Source organism: Pseudomonas japonica (assembly GCF_013522925.1).
Taxonomy (GTDB): Bacteria; Pseudomonadota; Gammaproteobacteria; order Pseudomonadales; family Pseudomonadaceae; genus Aquipseudomonas; species Aquipseudomonas japonica_A.
The window spans coordinates 225270-242775 of record NZ_JAAMQU010000001.1 but is presented as its reverse complement, the minus strand read 5'-3'; the positions used below and the strand labels follow the sequence as shown (position 1 = coordinate 242775).

At 63.0% G+C, this 17506-nt stretch carries 18 protein-coding genes; 12 read left to right on the top strand and 6 right to left on the bottom strand.

Annotated features, from left to right (window positions below; translation table 11 throughout):
- The first annotated feature begins 6 nt into the window (after positions 1 to 6).
- Together nudE and cysQ are read left to right on the top strand one after the other, a co-directional pair.
- Positions 7 to 573, top strand: coding sequence for an ADP compounds hydrolase NudE (gene nudE, locus G7016_RS01125; protein WP_181110990.1), 567 nt, complete (start codon positions 7 to 9; stop codon positions 571 to 573).
- Entirely contained in the window at positions 570 to 1397 is an 828-nt protein-coding gene (gene cysQ, locus G7016_RS01120) for a 3'(2'),5'-bisphosphate nucleotidase CysQ (RefSeq protein ID WP_181110989.1), read from the top strand. Before nudE ends, cysQ begins: the two co-directional genes overlap by 4 nt.
- Before the next feature lie 88 nt (positions 1398 to 1485).
- Here the strand turns inward: cysQ and G7016_RS01115 are convergent, their stop codons facing one another.
- From G7016_RS01115 to rfbB, 6 genes are read right to left on the bottom strand one after another with little or no spacing between them, the layout of a single operon-like run.
- Positions 1486 to 2871 carry a sigma-54-dependent transcriptional regulator gene (locus tag G7016_RS01115; protein ID WP_181110988.1) on the bottom strand — a complete coding sequence of 462 codons (1386 nt, stop codon included), beginning with the start codon at positions 2869 to 2871 and terminating at the stop codon, positions 1486 to 1488.
- Positions 2868 to 4676 (bottom strand): ATP-binding protein, encoded by a 1809-nt coding sequence (locus G7016_RS01110; protein ID WP_181110987.1) that lies wholly within the window; start codon positions 4674 to 4676, stop codon positions 2868 to 2870. Before G7016_RS01110 ends, G7016_RS01115 begins: the two co-directional genes overlap by 4 nt.
- A gap of 32 nt (positions 4677 to 4708) precedes the next feature.
- A complete protein-coding gene (gene rfbD, locus G7016_RS01105) occupies positions 4709 to 5587 on the bottom strand; it encodes a dTDP-4-dehydrorhamnose reductase (protein ID WP_181110986.1) in 879 nt (292 codons plus the stop codon).
- Positions 5584 to 6132, bottom strand: a complete 549-nt coding sequence (gene rfbC, locus G7016_RS01100) for a dTDP-4-dehydrorhamnose 3,5-epimerase (RefSeq protein ID WP_181110985.1) — start codon at positions 6130 to 6132, stop codon at positions 5584 to 5586. Before rfbC ends, rfbD begins: the two co-directional genes overlap by 4 nt.
- Positions 6129 to 7001, bottom strand: a complete 873-nt coding sequence (rfbA, locus tag G7016_RS01095) for a glucose-1-phosphate thymidylyltransferase RfbA (RefSeq protein ID WP_181110984.1) — start codon at positions 6999 to 7001, stop codon at positions 6129 to 6131. The genes rfbC and rfbA overlap by 4 nt, the downstream gene beginning before the upstream one ends.
- Positions 6998 to 8080, bottom strand: coding sequence for a dTDP-glucose 4,6-dehydratase (gene rfbB / locus G7016_RS01090; protein ID WP_181110983.1), 1083 nt, complete (start codon positions 8078 to 8080; stop codon positions 6998 to 7000). Before rfbB ends, rfbA begins: the two co-directional genes overlap by 4 nt.
- A 203-nt stretch (positions 8081 to 8283) precedes the next feature.
- Between rfbB and G7016_RS01085 the strand changes: the two genes are divergently transcribed.
- From G7016_RS01085 to G7016_RS01040, 10 genes are all read left to right on the top strand, one after another.
- Entirely contained in the window at positions 8284 to 11190 is a 2907-nt protein-coding gene (locus G7016_RS01085) for an aminotransferase (RefSeq protein ID WP_181111285.1), read from the top strand.
- A gap of 156 nt (positions 11191 to 11346) precedes the next feature.
- A complete protein-coding gene (gene aguB / locus G7016_RS01080) occupies positions 11347 to 12225 on the top strand; it encodes an N-carbamoylputrescine amidase (RefSeq protein WP_181110982.1) in 879 nt (292 codons plus the stop codon).
- A gap of 5 nt (positions 12226 to 12230) precedes the next feature.
- On the top strand, positions 12231 to 13337 hold the full coding sequence (gene aguA / locus G7016_RS01075; protein WP_181110981.1) for an agmatine deiminase: 1107 nt from the start codon (positions 12231 to 12233) through the stop codon (positions 13335 to 13337).
- A 181-nt stretch (positions 13338 to 13518) separates the two neighbouring features.
- Positions 13519 to 13713 (top strand): hypothetical protein, encoded by a 195-nt coding sequence (locus G7016_RS01070; protein WP_181111296.1) that lies wholly within the window; start codon positions 13519 to 13521, stop codon positions 13711 to 13713.
- Positions 13714 to 13908: 195 nt separating this feature from the next.
- Positions 13909 to 15186 (top strand): OprD family porin, encoded by a 1278-nt coding sequence (locus tag G7016_RS01065; protein WP_181110980.1) that lies wholly within the window; start codon positions 13909 to 13911, stop codon positions 15184 to 15186.
- A 68-nt stretch (positions 15187 to 15254) separates the two neighbouring features.
- A complete protein-coding gene (locus G7016_RS01060; RefSeq protein ID WP_181110979.1) occupies positions 15255 to 15881 on the top strand; it encodes a glutathione S-transferase family protein in 627 nt (208 codons plus the stop codon).
- A 27-nt stretch (positions 15882 to 15908) separates the two neighbouring features.
- The gene (locus G7016_RS01055; RefSeq protein WP_181110978.1) at positions 15909 to 16328 is read left to right on the top strand and encodes a hypothetical protein; all 420 of its coding nucleotides are present in this window, start codon (positions 15909 to 15911) and stop codon (positions 16326 to 16328) included.
- Between the two features lie 78 nt (positions 16329 to 16406).
- Positions 16407 to 16637 carry a hypothetical protein gene (locus G7016_RS01050; protein WP_181110977.1) on the top strand — a complete coding sequence of 77 codons (231 nt, stop codon included), beginning with the start codon at positions 16407 to 16409 and terminating at the stop codon, positions 16635 to 16637.
- Positions 16634 to 16858: a hypothetical protein gene (locus tag G7016_RS01045; protein ID WP_181110976.1), complete on the top strand. Its 225-nt coding sequence runs from the start codon at positions 16634 to 16636 to the stop codon at positions 16856 to 16858. The genes G7016_RS01050 and G7016_RS01045 overlap by 4 nt, the downstream gene beginning before the upstream one ends.
- 155 nt (positions 16859 to 17013) lie before the next feature.
- Positions 17014 to 17349 (top strand): DUF2442 domain-containing protein, encoded by a 336-nt coding sequence (locus G7016_RS01040; protein ID WP_181110975.1) that lies wholly within the window; start codon positions 17014 to 17016, stop codon positions 17347 to 17349.
- Positions 17350 to 17506 lie beyond the last annotated feature (157 nt).

Sequence of the window (17506 nt, the reverse complement as noted above, 5' to 3'; positions counted from 1 at the left end):
GCCCCTATGCGCCATAAACCCACCGTGCTGGGCCGTGAGATCGTCGCCAGTAGCCGTATCTTCCGTGTAGAGCAAGTACAGCTGCGTTTCGCCAATGGTGTGGAACGCACCTACGAACGGCTGGTTGGGCGGGGCAATGGTTACGGCGCGGTCATGATCGTGGCGATGCTGGACGACGAGCATGCCGTGCTGGTGGAGGAGTACTGCGGCGGCACGGAAACCTATGAGCTATCCCTGCCCAAAGGGCTGATCGAGCCGGGCGAAGACGTGCTGGCCGCCGCAAACCGGGAGCTCAAGGAAGAAGCCGGATTCGGTGCGCGGCAATTGGAACACCTCACCGAGCTGTCCCTGTCGCCTGGCTACATGAGCCAGAAGATCCAGGTGGTGCTGGCCACCGATCTCTACGAAGAACGCCTCGAAGGCGACGAGCCGGAGCCGCTGCGGGTAGACCGCGTGAACCTGCGCGAATTGTCGGAACTTGCCCGCAACGCAGACTTCACTGAAGGCCGAGCGCTGGCCGCGCTGTACCTGGTACGCGATCTGTTGGCCCAGCGCGGAGCCTTCAGCCTATGACGTTCCCCCACCCATTGCTCGAAGGCGTGCTGGCCATTGCCCGTGACGCGGGCGAAGCGATCCTGCCGTTCTGGCGGGCGGGCGTGGAAGTGACCGCCAAGGCTGATGATTCGCCTGTCACTGCGGCAGACCTGGCGGCGCACGACGTGATCGTGGTCGGCTTGACGCGCCTGGCGCCGGATATTCCGATTCTGTCGGAAGAAGACTGCGACGTGCCCCTGGCGCAACGCGCGGGCTGGGATCAATGGTGGTTGGTGGACCCGCTGGACGGCACCAAGGAGTTCATTTCCGGCAGTGAAGAATTCACGGTGAACATTGCCCTGGTCAAGGGCGGCGACGTGGTATTCGGCGTGGTTGCCATGCCGGTCAACGGCCGCTGCTGGTGGGGCGGCGCGGGCCTCGGCGCATGGTGCAGTAACCCGGGCGAAGCGCCGCAGCCGCTTCGATCACGCCCTTTGCCCGCAGAGGGTGAGCCCTTCACCGTAGTAGCCAGCCGCCGTCATTCCAGCCCTGAACAGCAAGCGCTGCTGGCCGGCCTGGAAACCGCCGTTGGCCCCCTGAGCCTCACCAGCGTAGGCAGCTCGCTCAAATTCTGCCTGGTAGCGGAAGGCGCCGCGCATTGCTACCCGCGGCTGGCGCCAACCTCACAGTGGGACACCGCTGCCGCCCAAGGCGTGCTCGAAGGCGCAGGTGGTGAGGTGGTCGATACGCAAGGCCAGCCGTTCCGCTATCCCGCGCGGGATAGCCTGCTTAATGAGTACTTCCTGGCCCTGCCTGGTAACGCGCCCTGGCGTGCGGCGTTGCTGGAGTTATGCGAGGCCTGACGCTGTGGGAGTAGGCGAAAGCCTGCGAACATTCCCGGGCTACGCCTACGGCTCCCCCCGGTCCCACAGATCGTCCGCGAATAAGGGCTTAATCCGCCTCTTCCCCGCTGCCCACGCTCAGCCCGTGCTTGCGCAACTTGTCATGCAGCGTTTTGCGCGGGATGCCCAGCGCTTCGGCAAGGCTGCGCAGCGAGGCATGGCCGCGGGCAATTTCGGCGCTGATAACCTGCCGTTCGAACGCCTCTACCTGCGCATTCAACGGCCCATGAATGTCGGCCTCCTGGGGATCTACCGGCAGGTCGCCGGGGGTATCCAGCGCAAGGTCCAGCCCCAGGGCAAATCGCTCGGCGGCATTTTGCAGTTCGCGCACGTTACCCGGCCAGCCATGGCGCAGCAGGGCGCTACGTTGCGCAGGTTGCAGGGCTTGGCTGGGCAGGCCGTGGCGCTCGGCCGCGGCGCTGCTGAAATGCTCGAACAGCGTGACTACATCCTCGCCCCGCTCGCGCAGCGGCGGAATGCGCAACGGCGCCACGTTCAGGCGGTAATACAGGTCGGCGCGGAAGCGCCCCTGGTCCGCCGCCTGGCGCAGGTCTTCCTTGGTGGCTGCGATCACGCGGATATCCAACGGGATCTGCTGATTGCCGCCCAGCCGCTCCACCACGCGTTCCTGCAGCAGGCGCAGCAGCTTTACCTGCACATCCAGGCTCATGCTTTCGATTTCGTCGAGGAACAGCGTGCCGCCGTTGGCGAACTCGAACTTGCCGATGCGCCGCTTCTGCGCGCCGGTAAAGGCGCCAGGCTCATGACCGAACAGCTCGCTTTCCACCACCGATTCAGCCAGCGCGCCAGCATTGATAGCTACGAACGGGCCATTACGGCGGCCAGACAAGTCATGCAATGCGCGCGCGACCACTTCCTTGCCCGCGCCGGTTTCGCCCAATATCAATACGTCCGCGCGGGTACCCGCCAAGGCGCCGATCTGTTCGCGCAGCCGCGCCATCGAAGGGCTGTTACCCACCAGGCGCGTACCCAGGGCCTGGCGGTCACTCAGGGCCAACCGCAGGCTGCGGTTCTCAAGCACCAGCCTTCGATGGCTCAATGCACGGCGTACGCTATCGAGCAGCGCTTCGCTCGCAAACGGCTTTTCAAGGAAATCATAAGCCCCCGCGCGCATGGCCTCGACGGCCAGCGGCACATCGCCGTGGCCGGTGATCAGCAACACCGGTAGCTCGGGGTCGGCAGCGTGCAGCTGGCGCAGTAACGTAAGCCCGTCGACGCCCGGCATGCGAATGTCCGACACCACCACGCCAGGCCAGTCGCGGCCCAGGCGGGCCGGCAGGCCGGTGGCATCTTCCAGCGCCAGCACTTTCAGCCCGGCCAGATCCAGGGTTTGCCCCAGCGCCTGGCGCAGGTGTGGGTCGTCGTCAATCAGCACCACGTCCGTGCGAGTGGTTAATGCATCCGGCGCGGTCATGCCAGGTCCTCGAGTGGTTGCGGGCTAACCCCGGGGGTGGCCGGGCGTAGCCTCAGGGTAAGCAGCGCGCCGCCCTGCGGGTGATTGGCCATGAGCAGTTCACCGCCCAGGGCGCGCATCAGCGTTTCGCAGATCGCCAACCCCAGGCCCAGCCCCTGGGTACGGGTTTTGGTTGTAAAGAAGGGTTCGCGCGCATGGGCCAGCGCCTCGCTGCTGAACCCAGGGCCGTTGTCCCGGATGAAGAGGCTGATACTGTCAGTGGACTTCTCGGCGCTGAGCCAGATACGCCGCGGGTTGGCTTTTTCAGTGAGGGCATCCAGCGCGTTGGCCAGTACATTGCCCAGCACCTGACGTAACCGGGTTTCGCCAGCTTGCACCCACAGCGGGGCGTCGGGCAGGTCGCGAATCAGTTCCACGTCCATGGCCCGGCGGCGCTTGGCCAACAGCGCCAGGGCATCTTCGAGTGCCGGTTGCAGCGCCACGCTCTCGGGCGCATGGCGGTCGCGGCGGGCGAAGGCGCGCAGGTGGGCGATGATCGAAGCCATGCGTGCGGTGAGCTCGCTGATTGCCTTTAGATTGTTCCGGGCGTCATCGGTGCGCTGGTGGTCGAGCAGCACGCCGGCGTTGTCGGCATAGCTGCGGATCGCCGCCAACGGTTGGTTTAGCTCATGGCTGATGCTGGCGCTCATGGTGCCCAGCGCCGACAGCTTGCTCGCCTGTACCAGTTCGTCCTGCGCCTGCACCAGCTTCTGCTGCGCCTGCTCGCGTTCGAGCACTTCCTGGCGCAGGCGGCTGTTGAGCTTTTGCAGGGCGCTGGTGCGTTCGCTCACGCGGGCCTCAAGTTCTTGTCGGCCAAGCGCTTCGAAGGCGATGCGGTCCAGGTAATTGCGCCGCCTTTGCATCATCAGGCCCAACATCAACATGAGCGCCAACAGCGCCGCGCCACCCACCGCCACCACGGTGCGCACCGGGCGGTCGATCAAGCTGCGCGGGGCGAGCAGGTTGACGGTCCAGCCCGTTTCGCCGATGAACCGGCTTTGGGTGAGCCAGGTGCGGTTGTCCAGTTCCAGCACACCAGGGTTGCCCGTGGGGTACGGCTGATTGGCCGCAATGGCTGCGCGTTCTACCTCCGTCAGCGGCCGCGTAGCGCGGTAGCGCCAGTCGGGGCGGGAGGTAAGGATCACCACGCCGTATTGGTCGGTGACGGCGAGCTGCTCTGGCGTGCGGCCCCAAAGGGTTTCGGTGTGGTCCAGGTCCACCTTCACCACCAGCGCCCCTATGGTTTCGTCACCGTCGCGCACGCCGGCGGCAAAGAAATAGCCACGTTTCGCCGAGGTGGTCCCCAGGCCAAAGAAGCGCCCCAATCGCCCGGCAATGGCGTCATTGAAATACGGCCGGAAGGCGAAATTACGCCCCACGAAACTGTCCTTCTGTTCCCAGTTGGAGGCAGCCAGGGTATTACCCGCCGGGTCCATGAGGTACATCACCTCGGCGCCGGTCTGGTCGCAGATGGTTTTAAGGAGGCGGTTGGCCACGCCCTGCAGTTGCGGGTCGGTGGGGTGGGCCAGTAGCTGACGCAGCGCGGGCAGGTCGCTGAGGATCGGCGGCAGGGCTTCGTAGCGGCGAAGCGTGCCCAGCAGGTTGGCCACGTACAAGTCGAGGGTCTGGCGGTTCTGGCTTACCAGCTCACTGCGGTAGTAACGCTCCGCCAGCTGCTGCAACGGAAACAGCAACGGTGCCAGGCAGATGGCGACAAGGGCGAGGTTGCGCCAGCGCGGGCGGCGGGGAAGGGCGGGCTTGATCATCCCGCCATGTTACCGCAGCGCACGCGCCACGGTTATGCCTCGCGCAGGCACTCCAGCAGTGCCTCGTGCCAATCCGCCTGGCGTACGCCCCACTCGGCCTCCAGCTTGCCGCAGTTCAGTCGCGAATTCAGCGGCCGGCGGGCAGGTGTGGGGTAGTCGCTCGAGGCGATGGGCAGCAACGCCGCGCAGGGCTTGCCAGCTTTGCGCAGCTGCTCGCCAATGGCTTCGGCAAAGCCGAACCACGAGGTTTGCCCGCGGGCAGTCAGGTGATATACGCCCCACGGGCCAGCCTGCCCAGCTTGCCAGCGATCAATGAGCCGCACCGTGCTGTCCGCGATCGTACCGGCCCAGGTAGGCGCGCCTATCTGATCGGCAACTACCTTGAGCTCCGGCTTCTCCTGCAGCAGGCGTTGCATGGTCAGCAGGAAGTTGCGCCCATGGGAGGCATACACCCAGCTGGTACGCAAAATGAGGTGCGCGCCGCCTACGCCCTGGATGGCTTGCTCACCCGCCAGTTTGCTTTCGCCGTACACCCCGAGCGGGGCGGTGGGGTCGGCTTCCACGTATGGCTCGGCCTTGCTGCCGTCGAACACATAGTCGGTGGAATAGTGGATCAGTGGCGCACCCAGCCGGTGGGCCTCTTCGGCCAACACACCCGGCGCAATGGCGTTGATAGCAAAGGCCAGCTCACGTTCGGATTCAGCCTTGTCCACTGCGGTGTGGGCTGCCGGGTTGATGATCAAGCCTGGGCTCAGTGCCCGCACCTGTTCCCGGATTGCATCCGGCCGGGTGAGGTCCAGGGTACTGCTGCCCAGTACATGCAGGTCCACTTTGCCTTGCAGGCGCTTCTGCAGCTCGGTGCTCACCTGGCCATTGGCGCCCACCAGCAATACGCTCAGGCGGCCAGTCATGGGAACAGGTCCGCGTCGGCCAAGGCCTTGCCTTGCTGGTCTTTGGCCGACAGCCGGGGCTCCAGCTCGCCCAGCTGCCAGTCGATGGCCAGGGTGGGGTCGTTCCAGGCGATGCACCGCTCGGCGGCCGGGTTGTAGTAGTCAGTGGTCTTGTAGAGGAAGTCCGCCGTCTCGCTCAGTACCACGAAGCCATGGGCGAAGCCTTCGGGGATCCACAGCTGGCGCTTGTTCTCTTCCGATAGCAGCACGGAAACGCAGTGGCCGAAGGTAGGGGAGCCACGACGGATGTCCACGGCGATGTCCAGCACTTCGCCGGTGGCAACCCGTACCAGTTTGCCCTGCGGGTTCTGGATCTGGTAATGCAGGCCGCGGAGCACGCCGCGCTGCGAGCGCGAGTGGTTGTCCTGAACAAAGGTCACCTGGCGGCCGGTGGCTTCGTTGAAGGCGCGCTCATTGAAGCTTTCGAAGAAGAACCCGCGGTCATCGCCGAATACCCTGGGCTCGAAAATCAATACATCGGGGATGTTGGTTGTCACCACGTTCATCGGGTTTCTCTCGCCAGGGCAAACAGGTATTGGCCGTAGCCGGTTTTGCCGAAAGCGTTGGCACGTACCAGCAGTTGTTGCTGGTCGATCCAGCCGTTCATGTAGGCAATTTCTTCAAGGCAGGCGACCTTCAACCCTTGCCGATGCTCTACCGTTTGCACGTACTGCGAAGCCTCCAGCAGGCTGTCGTGAGTGCCGGTATCCAGCCAGGCGAAGCCGCGGCCGAAGCGTTCCACATGCAGGTCGCCACGTGCCAGGTAGGCGTTGTTTACGTCGGTGATTTCCAGCTCACCACGCGGCGAAGGCTTGACCTCGCGGGCGATCTGCACCACGTCATTGTCATAGAAATACAGGCCGGTGACCGCATAGCTGGACTTTGGCGCGGTGGGCTTTTCTTCGATGGACAGGGCGTGGCCAGCCTCGTCGAACTCGATCACACCGAAGCGCTCTGGATCTTTCACCCAATAGCCGAACACTGTGGCGCCGCTGCCCCGCTTGACGGCGCGTTGCAACTGGTCGGAGAAGTGCTGCCCATGGAAGATGTTGTCCCCCAGGATAAGGCACACCGGGTCGTTGCCGATGAACGACTCGCCGATCAGGAACGCCTGGGCGAGGCCGTCCGGCGAGGGCTGCTCGGCGTAGCTGATATGGATACCGAACTGGCTGCCATCGCCCAGCAACTGCCGGTACTGAGGCAGGTCCAGGGGCGTGGAAATGATCAACACTTCACGGATCCCGGCCAGCATCAACACCGAGATCGGGTAATAGATCATCGGCTTGTCGTAGATCGGCAGCAGCTGTTTGGAAACGCCCAGCGTGATCGGGTGCAAGCGCGTGCCGGAGCCGCCGGCCAGGACGATGCCCTTCATGCGATCAGGTCCTTGGGTTCGGTGAAGCCCAGGCGTTCGCGCTGGTAGCTGCCGTCCTGAACGCGCCGGCACCAGTCCAGGTTATCCAGGTACCACTGCACGGTTTTGCGCAGGCCGGTCTGGAAGGTTTCCTGGGGTACCCAGCCCAGCTCGCGCTCGATCTTGCTGGCGTCGATGGCGTAACGCAGGTCGTGGCCGGGGCGGTCCTTCACGAAAGTAATCAGGTCAGCATAGTTGGCCACGCCGTCCGGGCGGGCTGGGGCCAATTCTTCGAGCAAGGCGCAAATGCCACGCACCACGTCGATGTTCTTTTGCTCGTTGTGGCCGCCGATGTTGTAGGTTTCGCCCACTTCACCGCGCGTTACCACCTCCAGCAATGCCCGGGCGTGGTCTTCCACGAACAGCCAGTCGCGCACCTGCAGGCCATCGCCATATACCGGCAAGGGCTTGCCTTCCAGTGCATTGAGAATCACCAGCGGAATCAGCTTCTCAGGGAAGTGATAAGGGCCGTAGTTGTTCGAACAGTTGGTGACCACCACCGGCAACCCATAGGTGCGATGCCAGGCGCGTACCAGGTGGTCGGAGGCCGCCTTGCTCGCTGAGTACGGGGAGCTGGGTGCGTACGGTGTGGTTTCGGTGAACAGGTCGTCCACGCCGTGGAGGTCGCCGTATACCTCGTCGGTAGAGATGTGGTGGAAGCGGAACGCACTTCGCTCCGGCTCGCTCAGCTTCGCCCAATACGCGCGGGTGGCTTCGAGCAGGGCATAGGTGCCCACGATATTGGTTTGGATGAAATCGGACGGGCCGTCGATGGACCGATCCACATGCGACTCTGCCGCCAGGTGCATGATTGCCTGAGGCTGGAACCGGGCCAGTACTTCCCCGACCACGGGCTGATCGGCGATATCGGCCTGAACGAATTCATAGCGTGTGTTGGTAGCGATGCCGGCGAGGGACTCCAGGTTACCCGCGTACGTCAGCTTGTCGACGTTGAGCACTTCGTGCCCGGTGTTTTCGATGAGGTGTCGAACCAGGGCCGAACCGATGAAGCCCGCCCCTCCAGTAATGAGGATTCGCATGTGTACGCGCCTTTTTCCTTAAGTCGCCAAGTATGAAATGGGCATACTTTGTGGGGATCCGCAGCCCGGTGCAAGCCCGAATACCTTAATACTTCGGCAGGCCTTGAGGAGTAGCTTTTCGCTAGCATTGTAGACGCTTCCCACGGGGTTGCTAATCGGCCCAATGCATGGCGATATGTGTGCAAAAAACCGAGGCCTACCCGATGTCGCTCCATGAGCTGATCCAGCGCTCCAGCCTGCCCAACCCCCACCTCTCCACCGAAGATGCCCAGCGTTTGCTGCTCGAGCATTATGCAATAGACGGTGAGCTGGAGCCTTTGGGCAGCCAGCAAGACCTCAATTTCAGAGTGCAGAGCACTGCCGGCCGTTTCGTGCTCAAGGCCTGCCATGGCAGTTACGGGCTGGAAGAGCTGCAGGCCCAGCATGCCGCGCTTGAACACCTGGCCGCCGAAGGCCTTGCCGTACCCCGAGTGATGCCCACCCTGAGCGGCCACAAGCTGCTGAGCGTGACGGCGGCCGGGCAGGCGCTGCACGTGCGGCTTTTTGAGTACCTTGAAGGTGAGCCGCTTACCCGCCGGCCACACCTGGGCATTGATATCCGGGCAGCCATGGGCCGGCTGTGCGCGGAAACGGACCGCGCGCTTGCCGGGTTCTCGCACCCGGGGCTGGAGCGAACGCTGCAATGGGACCCGCGCCAGGCAGCGGCGCTGGTAGAGCAGTTGCTTCCCGTGCTGGCGGACCAGCCCGAGCGGCTGGCACAGGTTCGCCATGCAACCCAGCACGCACAAGCGCGCCTGGCAGCGCTGATACCTCGGCTGCCGAGCCAGGCGGTGCATCTGGACCTCACCGATGACAACACGCTGTGGCAGCGCACACCGCAGCGCGGCTGGATGCTCAAGGGCATCATCGATTTTGGCGACCTTTGCCGTACCTGGCGGATCGCCGACCTGAGCGTGACCTGTGCGGCGCTGCTGCACCACTGCGAGGGTGACCCCTTCGGAATATTGCCGGCGGTTACAGCCTATCAACAGGCCAATCCGCTGACCGAAGCCGAGCTGCGTGCACTGTGGCCATTGATCGTCAACCGTGCCGCCGTGCTGGTGCTCAGTACCGCGCAGCAGCTCAAGCTCAACCCGCAAAACCCTTATCTGCATGACAACGCCGCCCATGAATGGGAAGTGCTGGACGTTGCGCTGTCGGTCGCACCGGCGCTGATGGAAAACGCCGTGCTGGCCGCCGCTGGAATGCCGTGCAGCACGCCCAACGCGCAGGGGCTGGGCCGGCTGCTGCCAGGGCTGTCGCCTGAGAGCGTGAACAGCCTGGACCTGAGCGTGCTCAGCCCGCTCTGGAACGCCGGCAACTGGGAAGAAGAGGGCGCGGTAGATCGGCAGTTGGCCGGGGCACTGGCTGGCTTCGAGGCGGCCGCGTCCCGCTATGGCGAATACTACCTCGCGCAAACACGGCCAGACATTCCCGCCGAACCCGAAACCTTCGCGCTGCACGTGCAATTGCTGTTGGCGGCGGAGCAAGCCTTGGAGGCGCCTTTCCCCGGCCAGTGGTCAGCGGCGGGCAAGGATCGCTGGATGCTTGTGGGCGAACAATGGGCGTTACAGCTTGATGGCCAGCTGAGCGATACCTCGCCCGGTGCCAAGGACAAGGGGCAGCAGCTTGGTCAGGCGTCTGGCATGTTGCGTATTCAATTGATGCACGCCGGCATCGATGCGCCTGCGTTCACTACGCCTTCACGTGCAAGCGCCTGGGCCATGTTGTGCCCTTCACCCGCTGCCGTGCTCGGCTGGGCATGTGACGCACCCGCTCAAGAAGATTCCCAGGTGTTGCTGGCGCGCCGCGATGCCAGCTTTGCCCGGTCACAGAAGTATTACTACCAGGCACCGCCGCGTATCGAGCGCGGCTGGCGCAACCACCTGATCGACATGCAGGGCCGGTCCTATCTGGACATGCTCAACAACGTAGCGGTGCTGGGCCATGGCCATCCGCGTATGGCACAGGTGGCCGCGCGGCAATGGTCCTTGCTCAATACCAACTCCCGCTTCCACTACGCCGCCTTGGCGGAGTTTTCCGAGCGCCTGCTGGCGCTGGCGCCCTCTTCGATGGACCGGGTGTTTTTGGTGAACAGCGGCAGCGAGGCCAACGACCTCGCCATCCGCCTGGCCTGGGCCTACAGCGGTGGCCGGGATGTGCTCAGTGTGCTGGAGGCCTATCACGGCTGGACGGTCGCTACCGACGCAATCTCCACCTCGATCGCGGATAACCCAAAGGCGCTGGAAACGCGCCCGCAATGGGTACACCCGGTGATGGCGCCCAATACCTACCGGGGAACGTTCCGTGGCCCGGGCAGCACCGCGGATTACCTGCGCAGTGTTACCGACACGCTGGCCAACCTGGACGCCCAGCAACGCCAGGTTGCGGGGTTCATCTGCGAGCCGGTGTATGGCAACGCCGGGGGGATCGCCTTGCCGCCGGGCTACCTAGAACAGGTTTACGCCCAAGTGCGCGCCCGCGGTGGGGTGTGCATCGCCGACGAAGTGCAAGTGGGCTATGGCCGCCTGGGCACGCACTTCTGGGGCTTCGAAGAACAAGGCGTGGTGCCGGACATCATCACCATGGCCAAGGGCATGGGCAACGGCCAGCCGCTCGGCGTGGTGATCACTCGCCGGGAAATCGCCGAAGCGCTGGAAGCGGAGGGGTATTTCTTCTCGTCTGCCGGGGGTAGCCCGGTGAGCTGCGAGATCGGCATGGCCGTGCTTGATGTGATGGAAGAAGAAGGGCTGTGGGAGAACGCCAGGGTGACCGGGGGCTATTTCAAACAGCGGTTGGAAGAATTGGTAGAGCGGTTCCCGCTGGCAGGTGCTGCCCATGGTTCCGGTTTCTACCTGGGGCTGGAACTGGTGCGTGATCGCGCCACGCTGGAGCCCGCCACCGAGGAAACGGCCCTGCTGTGCGAGCGGCTGCGAGACCTGGGCATCTTCATGCAGCCCACCGGGGACTACCTCAACATCCTGAAGATCAAGCCACCCATGTGTACCACCCGGCGGAGTGTGGACTTCTTTGTGGACAGTGTGGCCAAGGTGCTGGCAGAGGACTTGTAGCGAGTTAGAGCGGCTGGCTGGGTATTTAGCCGATTTATATCGGTTTAAAGCGCAGGCTATAGCGAGCTTTCGAATGGTTAAGCCCTTTATTGGTCGATTTTTATCGGTTATAAAGGGCCGCCCTCGAAGCGCTCACTCACCTGCACGGAGTTGTCCATGAGCCGCACCGTTACCGTCGCCGCCACTCAGATGGCCTGTTCCTGGGATCGCCAGGCCAACCTTGCCAACGCCGAACGCCTGGTTCGCCAGGCGGCGGCCGAGGGGGCCCAGATCATTCTGATCCAGGAGCTGTTTGAAACACCGTACTTTTGCCAGAAGCCCAACGCAGACTACCTCCAGCTGGCCACAGCGGCAGACACCAACGCCGCGATCGCCCACTTCCAGAAGGTAGCGCGTGAGCTCGAAGTGGTACTGCCCATCAGCTTCTATGAGCTGGCGGGGCGCGCCCGCTTCAACAGCATCGCCATCATTGATGCCGACGGCAGCAACCTCGGCATTTATCGAAAAAGCCACATCCCGGACGGCCCTGGCTACCACGAGAAGTACTACTTCAACCCCGGCGATACTGGCTTCAAGGTATGGCAAACCCGCTACGCGAAGATCGGCGTAGGGATTTGCTGGGACCAGTGGTTCCCCGAGTGCGCTCGCGCCATGGCGCTGCTGGGGGCCGAAGTGCTGTTCTACCCCACCGCCATCGGCAGTGAGCCCCACGATGCCAGCATCACTTCTCGCGACCACTGGCAGCGCGTGCAGCAAGGCCATGCCGGCGCCAACCTGATGCCAGTGGTTGCCAGCAACCGCATCGGCCGGGAAGAGCAGGACGGTTACAGCATCACGTTCTATGGCTCTTCGTTCATCGCCGATCAGTTCGGGGCCAAAGTTCAGGAGCTGAATGAAACCGAGGAAGGCATACTGGTCCAACGTTTCGACCTCGACGCCCTCGAACGCATTCGCAGCGCCTGGGGCACCTTCCGTGATCGCCGGCCCAACCTGTATGGCCCGATCAAAACACTCGACGGTTCACTGGAGTCCTGACCACCATGACCACCCTTCACAGCACACCGCGGGCCGACGGCTTCCATATGCCGGCCGAGTGGGCACCGCAAAGCCAGGTGTGGATGATCTGGCCGGAGCGCCCGGACAACTGGCGCCTGGGCGGCAAGCCCGCGCAGGCTGCACACGTTGCCCTGGCCCGGGCTATCGCGCGCTTCGAGCCGGTTACCGTGGCCGTTTCTGCGGCGCAATATGAGAACGCCCGTGCCCGCCTGGACGTTCCCAACATCCGCATCGTGGAAATGAGCACCGATGATGCCTGGATGCGTGACACCGGCCCTACCTTCGTGATCAACGACAGCGGCGACGTGCGCGGCGTGGATTGGGGCTTCAACGCCTGGGGCGGGTTCGATGGCGGGCTGTACAGCCCCTGGAACCGGGACGACCAGGTGGCGAGCAAAGTGCTCGAGATGGAGCGCTGCGCCCGCTATCGCACCGAAGGCTTTGTGCTCGAAGGCGGCTCGATCCACGTTGATGGCGAGGGCACGGTGATCACCACCGAGGAGTGCCTGCTCAACCGCAACCGCAACCCGCACCTGGGCCGTGGGGAGATCGAAGCGCTGCTTGGCGACTACTTGAACGTGAGCAAGGTGGTGTGGCTGCCAGAAGGCCTGTTCAACGATGAAACCGACGGCCACGTGGATAACTTCTGTTGTTACGTACGCCCCGGCGAAGTGTTACTGGCGTGGACAGACGACCCACAAGACCCGAACTACAGCCGTTGCCACGAGGCGCTGCGGGTACTTGAGAACACAACGGACGCCAAGGGGCGCACTTTTGTGGTGCACAAAATGCCTATCCCCGGGCCCTTGTTTGCCACCGAAGAAGAGTGCGATGGCGTTGATGTCTGCGCCGGCAGCCAGCACCGCGACCCGTCGGTGCGCCTGGCGGGTTCGTACGTCAACTTCCTCATCGTGAACGGCGGAATCATTGCGCCAAGCTTCTCCGAAGCCACGGACGACGCGGCCCGAGAGGTACTGCAACGCGTATTCCCCGAGCACGAAATCGTGTTCGTGCCAGGCCGGGAGCTATTGCTTGGCGGCGGTAATATCCACTGCCTTACCCAGCAGCAACCTGCGCCTCACCACGGCTGATCTGCGCATCACCGCAAAGCCCAGCGGCCACCGCTGGGCTTTTGTGTATCCGCCTTGCTACGGCTTAGTGCGCTGGCACAGCTTTTGTATCTTTATATTCAGCAGATGACGGCAGTGTGCAATTGCCGACCTGTCATAAAAAAGACTTAGCCTGTGCTGTGGTTGAACCGGGGATGTTGTGATGAATGCAGTAAGAGAAGCAGTACCTCAGGGTAACAACAGTGTATCGCCCCAGATGGTCGCACCTGGGCGCAACGCCCAGCGATGTGGGGAAGGGCGGGGCGCCGATCCGCGTAGGGCGATTGCCGACCGCTATCCGGCTGGCCTGATCAGCGATGCCGAACTGGAAGCTTTGCTCGGCATCGTAAAAGCTTGAACCTCTCCGGCCACTGGCCATTCCCTTTGGGCAGGACGCCCAGCTGACCCCCCCCTCCCGACACGCTTTACTCCATTTCGTAGTTTGACACCCTCTATACCCCTCTCTAGGATCCGAGCCCGCTTCGGTTGGCTGGCTATGGCCTGTATTTGCTTCGCCGCCCGGCGTGTCTATTTCGGTACAAGGGAAAACGAGATGTTGAACTACCGCATCGCCGCATTGGCGCTAGGGATCTGCACGGCTGCCAATGCAATGGCCAATGACCAATCGCAGGCTCAGGGGTTCGTGGAGGACAGTCACCTCAACGTTCTACTGCGCAATGCTTACATGAACCGCGACTACAAGCATGGCTCCGAAGACCGCGCCGAGTGGGGCCAAGGGTTTATCGGCACCTTCAGCTCCGGGTTCACCCAAGGCACCGTAGGCGTGGGCGTGGATGCGTTTGGCCTGTACGCATTGCGCCTTGATGGCGGCAACGGGCGCAGTGGCGCGGGCGGCATCGACTTCTTCAGGGTGGACAACAATGGCAACGCCGAGCACGACGTGGCTCGCGCAGGCGCTGCCATCAAGTTCCGGGTATCCAACACCGTGCTGAAGTACGGCGAAATGATGCCTGCGTTGCCGGTACTCAACTACGACGATACCCGGCTGCTACCCGAAACCTATACCGGCTACATGGTCACGTCCCGCGAACTGCAGGGCCTGGAACTGAACGCCGGCCACTTTACCGCCGAGGCGCGCAAGAGTGACGAGGGCCGCGACAGCGGTCGCCTGAAGCAGATCGACGTGTTCGGCGGCAGCTACAAATTCAGCGACGACTTCACGGCCTCGCTGTACGCCTCCGATGTGCAGGACCGCCTGAAGAAGCAATACCTGGGCATGACCTATGTGATGCCGATGGCCACGGATCGGTCCCTTACCCTGGACTTCAACGGCTACCGCTCGCGCCTGGACCAATCCTATGCCGACCGCCTCGGCACCGGCCAGGACAACACCATCTGGAGCCTGGCGGCCACCTACGCCTTCGGCGCCCACTCCTTCACCCTGGCGCACCAGCGCAGTACCGGTGATACCGGCTACAACTACGGCAGCTACGCCGACGCCGGCGGCGTGGGTGACGGCGGGTCCACCATTTTCCTGGCCAACTCCTACTGGTCGGACTTCAACGCTGAAGACGAACGCTCCTGGCAGCTCGCGTACGGCTTGGACTTCGGCCCCTACGGCGTGCCCGGGCTCACCTACAAGATCGCCTATGTGCGCGGGGATAACATCCGCACTAACAATGGCGAAGGGAACGAGCGCGAGTGGTTCAACCAGCTGCAGTACGTGGTGCAGGAAGGCCCGGCCAAGGACCTGAAAGTGCGCCTGCGTGGCTCCATGCTGCGCACCTCCACCAACGTGCGCGAATCCGAATACAACGATGACGGCAACGAAGTACGCGTGTTCGTGGAATACCCGATCAACGTGTTCTAAAGCCTGCTTCCGGAGCGGTCCCAAGGGTGCTGTAATAGCTCGCCAGCACCCACACGGACGCTTCGATCATGCTGAAGGTTCTTGGACGAACGTCGTCCATCAATGTACGCAAAGTGTTATGGGCCTGTACCGAGCTCGGCCTGCCCGTTGAGCGCGAGGAAGACTGGGGGTTGGGCTTTCGCTCCCCAAGCTTGCCTGAGTTCCGCGCCCTCAACCCCAACGCCCAGATACCTGTGTTGATCGACGGTGATTTTGTGCTGTGGGAATCCAACAGCATCCTTCGCTACCTCGCCAACGCTTACGCAGGCGACGCGCTGTATCCCTCCTCGCCGCATGAACGCGCAAGGGTGGACCAATGGCTGGATTGGCAAGCCGCCGAACTCAATCCCTCGTGGGGCTACGTGTTCCACTCGCGAGTACGCAAAAACCCCGACTATCAAGACCCGGTTGCGCTTCGCCAGGGCGAACAGCGCTGGGCCACAACCATGGCCATTCTCGAGCAGCAACTGTCGCAAACGGGAGCATTCGTGACCGGCGATCGCTTCAGCCTGGCGGATATCGTGATCGGGCTTTCGGTAAACCGATGGTTCGGCACACCCTTCGAGCGCCCGGCGTTCCCAGCCGTGGAGGCCTATCGCGCGCGGCTCGCCGAGCGCGAAGGTTTCCAGCTGTTCTGCGGCCCAAGCCTGCCTTGAATAGCCCTGTGCTCGAAGGAGTGAGCGATGCAACCCTTGCTGACCTATGCGGCGCTGTTTGAACTGGCTACCCATGCCGCCCGTGTAACCCAGCCATGCAACTGCAGCGCGACGTTGCCAACCGGCTGGGCAGGCTGGCCAATAGGCCTACGGGAAACTCAGCTGGTTCATATCGGCACCCTCGCCGAGTTCGACGAGGAAGACGCCACGCTGGATGAGTACCATCCCGAAGGCACCTATTACTGGTCCCCCAACGCCCCCATCGCCCCTCGTTTCTATCCCGCCAACCAGTGCGGCGTGTGGCAATGCAACCTTTGCCAGCGGGCCTACCTGCGCTACAACGACGACGGCGCCTACCACAGCGAACCCCGCATTCGGCGGTTGATTCCCGAGCTGATGGTGGATGCGGTGCACAGGTTTGGTGGGCGGGATCGGGCTGAAGGGTAAACCGAGCCCCGACCTTCGGGCAGATGCAGCGCAACCGCGAAGCGGTACGGCGGTCTACCGGCAACAGAGGAGAACGCTATGCAGCCCTACGCAAACCTCAGCGGCCATGCAGGTGTGGTCGCCTACGAGCTGGGAACCGACTCCATTACCGTCCAATTCTCCAGCGAAGAACCCTGCCACTACCTCTACAACGTGGAAAGCGCCGGCCTGCCCACCGTGCTCGAAATGCAACGCCTGGCCATGGAAGGAAAGGGCCTGACCACGTTTATCAGCCAACATGTTCGGGAGCGTTATGCACAACGCTGGTGATTCACTCATCGCAAGGCCAACTGGTAGGGCGGCTTGCCGGGGAGAACCGGATCGAGCTGCTGTACCACTGCCTGACCGACGAGAGCCAGTTACTGGCCGGCTGGTCCGAAGGCACGGTTGATGTGCGCGAGGATGGCAAGACCGAACTCGCGGTTACCTGGGGCTGGCTTGCCGGGGCGTCGGGGGGAGGGGAGTCCAGGTATGTGGAGGTTGAGGGTTAGTTTGATTCGGTAGGAAGCGGGCGCAGCTCGCGAAAACTGGATCACACCGTTGTTTCTCTAGCTCAGCCCTTGTTCCGTAACTTGCCAAACCTGTAGCAGCCGGCCTTGGCCGCGACCAAGCTTCACCACGGCAGGGGGGTTGCGGTACCTACGCTGTGCACGCTCATCCCGGCGCGATCCTCGACCTGACCTTCACCAGCGCGCAGCGCTTTTCCCTGGATATGGGCCATGACGTGAAAACATATCCAGGGCTGGAACCACTCGCGAAGCCCGAAGCTTTCGAAAAGGCGATCTTGGGCGATGCTGGCTGGACGGTGGAATGGCCCGAGCTAGATATCCAGATTGGTACGGATACATTGTTTTTGGAAGCGCTGGCACAAGCGGCGCCTGACAGAACACTAATCTCCCTTAATCCGATAACGCTTCGGCACTGGAGCAGATTGCAGTCGCCCCTTGGCATAGATGGGCAAAACACTACTCGGGCCGCTTGATTCGTACCCCGTAGCAGCACGGCTTGCCGGCGACCGGGGCATTGCAAATTTGAGCTTATTCGCGAGCTGGCCCCGGATGGCCAGCCCCCACTTCCCACTGGGTTCACATGATGGCCAGCCGGGTCTCCCTCTCGGCGCCCTTCATTGTTACACGGTA